The following is a 5,466-nucleotide window of genomic DNA, read 5'->3' as shown; positions in this document are numbered from 1 at the left end:
GGCCCCCCGACGGGGAGCCCCGTCACTCGACCCTGGCCACCTTGGGCAGGGAGAGGGAAGCGGCGAGCCCCCCCAGCTCGGCCCGCCCCATGATGAGACTGCCGCGATAGGCTTCCGCGAGATCTGAGACGATGTTGAGGCCAAGGCCCGAGCCCGGCACCTTCTCGTCGAGGCGCACCCCCCGCAGCACCGCCTTGGCGATCTGATCCTCGCTCATGCCGGGACCGTCGTCCTCGATGCGCAGGGTGATCCAGCCCCCCAGCTCGGCGCTGGAGATGCGCAGCTCGCTGGCGGACCACTTGAAGGCGTTCTCCAGCAGGTTGCCCACCATCTCGTCGAAGTCCTGCTCCTCCACCCCGACCGCCAGATTGACCGGCACCTGCAAGTCCACCGTCTTGCCGGGATAGAGGCGGGAGAAGGCGCGGCAGATGTACTCCACCCGTGCCCGCACCGGGGTTGAGACCCCAAGGATCTTGGCGGCGCCGGTCACCCGCGCCTTGCCGAGGTGATAGTCGATGTGGCGCTGGATCTGGTCGAGCTGCTCGCCGAGGGCGGCCTGATCCTCCGGCGGCAGCTGGGTCACCTGGTTGCGCATGATGCTGAGCGGCGTCTTGAGGGCGTGAGCCAGGTTGCCGGTGTGGGAGCGGGCCCGTTGCAGCAGCTCGCCATAGTGGTGCAGCAGGCGGTTGATGTCCTCCACCAGCGGCTGGATCTCCAGGGGGTAGCGCAGCCGGAACCCCTCCTGATGACCCTGATGGACGCGGCTCAGCTCGCGACGCAGCAGGTGCAGCGGGCGCAGGCCGTAGAGGATCTGGAACATGAAGCCGAGCACCAGGCCGGTGGCGGCGAAGCCGAGGCCGAGGAACAGGCTGATACGGGTCTTCTTCAGGGTCTGGGTCAGGGCGCTGCTGTCCTTGGCCATCACCAGGGTGAAGACCCGATCAGACCCCGGCAGCAGCACGGTACGGGTCATGATGAGCAGGGGCTCCTTGTTGGGCCCCTTGCCGACGAAGAGGTCCGGATCGCCGAAGGCCGACTTCAGGCCGTGGGCGCTCAAATGGGCATCCCACAGGGAGCGGGAGCGACTGACCACCGTCTCCCCCAGCTCCAGTTGCCAGTAGTAGCCGGAGTAGGGCTGGCGATAACGGGGGTCGGCCATGGGCTCGGTGACCACCGGCATGCCGTCCGGCTGGATCTCGAGGCGGGAGAGCAGATCGTAGAGCTGCAGGCGCAGGCCATCGGCCTCCGCCTCCTGCCAGTAGTTGCGCATCATGGTCTGCAGGCTGAAGCCGGTGGCGAACAGGAAGAGACCGCACCAGACCATGGCGATCACCACCAGCCGACCTCGCAGGGTGCGTACCAACCTCATTCAACCCACCCCGCCATCGGTTGCGATGGGTGTCATTCGTTGATCCGGTAACCGAGGCCGCGCACCGTCTCGATGAGATCGGCGTGGGTCTTCTTGCGAATGCGGCCGATGAACACTTCTACGGTGTTGGAGTCGCGATCGAAATCCTGAGCATAGATGTGGTCGATCAGCTCGCTGCGCGACACCACCTTGCCCCTGTGCTGCATCAGGTAGCCCAGCACCCGGAACTCGTGGGCGGTGAGCTTGATGGGGGTCCCTTCGTACCACACCTGGGAAGCCGCCATATCGAGACGCACGCCACCGATCTCGAGGATGGAGCTGGCGTTCCCCGCCGCCCGGCGCACCAGCGCCTGCACCCTCGCCACCAGCTCCGCCACCTGGAAGGGCTTGGTGAGGTAGTCGTCCGCCCCGGCGTTGAGCCCTTCAATCTTCTCGTGCAACTGGCCACGGGCGGTCAGCACCAGCACCGGGGTGTCCATCCCCTTGCTGCGCCACTCCTTCAGTACGCTCAGGCCGTCGCGACCGGGCAGGCCGAGATCCAGGATGATGGCGTCATAGGGTTCGGTCTCTCCGAGAAAGCCCGCCTCGTTGCCATCGTGGCAGAGATCGGTGACGAAACCGGACAGACGCAGCTGTTCCGCCAGCTGGCCCGCGAGGATCTTTTCATCTTCAACTATCAGAATGCGCATACATGGGTATCCAAAACAGGGTTGTGCCGGCATCGGCAACGGTTGGGGGGACGAACCGGACGGCGGTAGGTTCGCGGACTCACGCCGTTACTCCTCTTCCGGGGGCGGACGCGGAGCGAACAGGCGCTCCAGATGGTGACCCTTGAGCCACACCATCTCCAGATTGTCAGCCCGGTAGCCCACCTTGATGACGCTGTTCTCCTCGTCGATGAGCCTGAGCTCGTAGAGCCAGACGCCATCCTCCTCACCCAGATCGACGCGCAGCACGCGCACCGGCAGGCGGGAGGCCACCTCCATCAACTCATGAAAAGGACGGACCCGCCCCTCGCTGACCGCCTGTTGCAGCAAGGCCTCGTTCGGCTGGGCCGCCTGAACCAGCATCGGCAGCAGCAATCCAAGCAGGGGCAGCGCGCTATTCATGGGTGATTCATCTCTCAAAACCTAACATAATGCCGTTTATAGTGTGCCAGCCATGAATCCGGAATGAATATGATCCCACGCAGTATCCTGCTGATCTTGTGCCTCTTTTCCACCTTTGGCTGGGCGGCGCAGACACGTCTCGACATGGCCGGACTGGTCAAGTTGTTGCTGGCACAAGGGTATCACGACATTCGGGAAGTGGAGCTGGAAGGGGACAAATTCGAGGTCGATACCCTGAATGCCGACGATCAGCGCGTCCAGTTGCAGGTCGATGCCAACACCGGCGAGATCACCAAAAAAGAGGCCGAATAGGCCTCTTTTGCTATGGGCGTGACGGCTGTTGCGCCGCCCCCTTCCCGGCCACTTGCGGGCGCTTGCGCCAGGGGCGCAGCAGCTTTTCCCGACGGGGCCACAGCAGGGCGCAGGCCAGCACCAGATAGATGAGCGGCTCCTGCCACCCGCTCTTGACCGACCACCAGTAGTGTACCGGCACCAGCAGAGCCACCCCGTAGATCCAGTTGTGCAGCTTCTGCCATGCCGGCCCCATGCGCCGCAACAGGGCCGGGATCGAGGTGATGCCGAGCGCCAGCAACAACAGCAGCGCCACCATGCCCACCACTATGTAGCTGCGCTTCACCAGCTCGCCGCCAATCAGTCCCCAGTCGAACTGCAGATCCAGCCCCAGCCAGACCATGAAGTGCAGGGACGCCCAGGCGGCGCACCAGAGCCCGAGGGGGCGGCGCAGCTTGATGAGCTGCCCCTGGCGCCAGCGCTTGGCGAGCGGCGACACCAGCAGGGTCAGCAACAGCAGGTGGAGGGCCCCCTTGCCAAGGTAATGGGTCAGCCCCTGGACCGGATCTCCCCCCAGCAGCCCGGCTGGCACGGCATAGCCCAGCCAGAGCAGAAAGCCGAGCGAACCAAGGTGCACCAGCGCCCGCAAGCCGTTGACATGGGCTGTTTTCAGTCTCGGCATCATATTGCAGTTCCCGTCATGTTTTTCCCGCTTCTCATCCCCTCTCCCACCAGGGGAGAAGGGGGCAAGAGATCAGTCGGACAGCGCGTCAGTCTCAATACCATTTACGCAGATCCATCCCCTGATAGAGGGACGCCACCTCGTCGCCGTAGCCATTGAACATCAGGGTCGGCTGGCGCTTGGCCCCAAAGATGCCCCCCTCGCCGATGAAACGCTCGCTCGCCTGGCTCCAGCGCGGGTGATCCACGCTCGGGTTGACGTTGGCGTAGAAGCCATATTCGTTGGGGGCCAGCAGGTTCCAGGTTGTCGAGGGCATCTCCTCCACCAGGCGGATGGAGACGATGCTCTTGATGCTCTTGAAGCCGTACTTCCAGGGCACCACCAGCCGGATGGGAGCCCCGTTCTGGGCGGGCAGGGTTTTGCCATAAAGCCCCATGGCGAGGAAGGAGAGGGGGTGCATGGCCTCGTCGAGGCGCAAGCCCTCCACATAGGGATAATCGATGCCGCCCCCCAGGGCACGGGAGGCCTGCCCCGGCAACTGTTCCGGATCATAGAGCGTCTCGAAGGCCACGAACTTGGCGCGACTGGTGGGCTCGGCACGGCGGATCAGATCCGCCAGCGCAATGCCGCTCCAGGGCAATACCATGGACCAGGCCTCCACGCAGCGCAGCCGATAGATGCGCTCCTCCAGCGTGCTCTTGTTGATGAGATCCCACACATCCAGGGTGAAGGGTTTGGCCACCTCCCCTTCCACCTTCAGGGTCCAGGGCTCGGCCCTGAGGTAATGGCCGTTGCGGGCCGGGTCCCCCTTGTCGGTCCCCAGCTCGTAGAAATTGTTGTGGGTGGTGGCCTTCTCCTCCGGGGTGAGGATCAATCCCTCTGGCCGGATCGCGGCACGGATGTCGAGGGGTCTGGTGGGGGCCACGGTGGCCGGCTTGTCCGGTGCGAAGAGATCCAGCAGGCTGGCCTTCACCGGAAACGCCAGGGTGGCGGCACCGACGCCCAGGCCCAGCCCTTTCAGGATGCGGCGACGATCCTGATAGACGGTTTCCGGCGTGACATCCTGCTCTGTGGGATGATGAGAAGTACGGCGCTTGATCAACATGAAAAAACTCCCGGGACGATGAGGTTGACAACCATAAGACCCGCCCCGGCCGAGTTTTATTTCACACAGAATTACATGAGTTGGTAAAGGGGCAGTGCCTTGGCCATGGTACCGGCCAGGAAGAGCACTACGAACACCAGCAGAGGAACGATCACGTTTGGCACCATCAGACTCACTCCATGAGCAGGACAGGGCCTCTAACTATGGAACAAGGTCTGCGGCGTCTCCAATGAATTTTTTTCGCGAGCGCAAGCGTATTCCAGAGTTGCAAAGAGTGATCGGGATCACACACAATCCGGCCCCCGCTTGCTGCCGCTCTACCGCGGAGTAGGCTGCCTCCTTTTCCGGATTCAACCACTGAGAGTCACGCCATGAGCCCACTGTTCGCCATCGCCATCACGACCGGGATCCTCTCCGCCGTCTGGGGTGGACTGGCCGCCGCACTCGGTCTCATCTCCTGGGTCGGCTTCCTCGGCTGCACCAGCTACTTCGCCTCGAGTGGCGGTTACAAGGCGCTGTTGCAGACCCTGCTGTGCAACACCACCGGCATGCTGTGGGCACTCCTGCTGATCCACGGGGAGACCTGGTGGGGAGCCGGCATGGCGGGTTCTCTGATGACAGGGGTGGTGGCCACCCTGATGTGCGTGCAGGCCAGGCAGCAGTGGCTCGCCTACATTCCCGGCACCTTCGCCGGGTGCTGTGCCACCTTCGGCGCCGCAGGCGAGTGGCGGCTCATTCTGCCCTCCCTCATCATCGGCGCCCTGTTTGGCTATCTGATGAAGGCGAGCGGCCTCTGGCTCTCCCAGAAGACCCTCTCCACCGGCGGCGTCAGCGACCCGGCATAAGCCTGAGCCTGAGCCTGAGCCTGAGCCTGGCAAGGTAACCGATTCGGTCGGAAACCAGAGGGGCG

7 protein-coding genes are annotated in these 5,466 nt (G+C 63.9%); 2 read left to right on the top strand and 5 right to left on the bottom strand.

The genetic code is table 11. The features are described 5' to 3' along the window. Nucleotides 1–22 precede the first annotated feature (22 nt). The 3 genes from AB5Y70_RS01920 to AB5Y70_RS01910 all read right to left on the bottom strand — a co-directional run bounded on the left by AB5Y70_RS01920 (nt 23) and on the right by AB5Y70_RS01910 (nt 2,478). A complete protein-coding gene (locus tag AB5Y70_RS01920) occupies nt 23–1,369 on the bottom strand; it encodes a sensor histidine kinase (RefSeq protein WP_010675971.1) in 1,347 nt (448 codons plus the stop codon). A gap of 32 nt (nt 1,370–1,401) precedes the next feature. Next, the gene (locus tag AB5Y70_RS01915; RefSeq protein ID WP_005332666.1) at nt 1,402–2,058 is read right to left on the bottom strand and encodes a response regulator transcription factor; all 657 of its coding nucleotides are present in this window, start codon (nt 2,056–2,058) and stop codon (nt 1,402–1,404) included. 87 nt (nt 2,059–2,145) lie between these two features. Continuing rightward, the gene (locus AB5Y70_RS01910; RefSeq protein ID WP_010675972.1) at nt 2,146–2,478 is read right to left on the bottom strand and encodes a PepSY domain-containing protein; all 333 of its coding nucleotides are present in this window, start codon (nt 2,476–2,478) and stop codon (nt 2,146–2,148) included. Between the two features lie 63 nt (nt 2,479–2,541). Here AB5Y70_RS01910 and AB5Y70_RS01905 point away from each other — a divergent pair, with 63 nt between their 5' ends. Further along, nucleotides 2,542–2,790: a PepSY domain-containing protein gene (locus AB5Y70_RS01905; RefSeq protein WP_010675973.1), complete on the top strand. Its 249-nt coding sequence runs from the start codon at nt 2,542–2,544 to the stop codon at nt 2,788–2,790. A 10-nt stretch (nt 2,791–2,800) separates the two neighbouring features. Here AB5Y70_RS01905 and msrQ read toward each other — a convergent pair whose 3' ends face one another. Together msrQ and msrP are read right to left on the bottom strand one after the other, a co-directional pair. Beyond that, on the bottom strand, nt 2,801–3,454 hold the full coding sequence (gene msrQ / locus AB5Y70_RS01900; RefSeq protein WP_053288040.1) for a protein-methionine-sulfoxide reductase heme-binding subunit MsrQ: 654 nt from the start codon (nt 3,452–3,454) through the stop codon (nt 2,801–2,803). 91 nt (nt 3,455–3,545) lie between these two features. Continuing rightward, nucleotides 3,546–4,556 carry a protein-methionine-sulfoxide reductase catalytic subunit MsrP gene (msrP, locus tag AB5Y70_RS01895; protein ID WP_319873450.1) on the bottom strand — a complete coding sequence of 337 codons (1,011 nt, stop codon included), beginning with the start codon at nt 4,554–4,556 and terminating at the stop codon, nt 3,546–3,548. A gap of 371 nt (nt 4,557–4,927) precedes the next feature. On the opposite strand from msrP, the gene AB5Y70_RS01890 reads away from it, so the two are divergent. Then, complete coding sequence (locus tag AB5Y70_RS01890; protein WP_279977098.1) at nt 4,928–5,401, top strand: DUF1097 domain-containing protein; 474 nt, start codon at nt 4,928–4,930, stop codon at nt 5,399–5,401. Nucleotides 5,402–5,466 lie beyond the last annotated feature (65 nt).

The sequence above is a fragment of the Aeromonas sp. s1(2024) genome (assembly GCF_040908005.1).
Lineage (GTDB): Bacteria > Pseudomonadota > Gammaproteobacteria > Enterobacterales > Aeromonadaceae > Aeromonas > Aeromonas caviae.
This window is presented reverse-complemented; position numbering and strand designations above follow the sequence as displayed.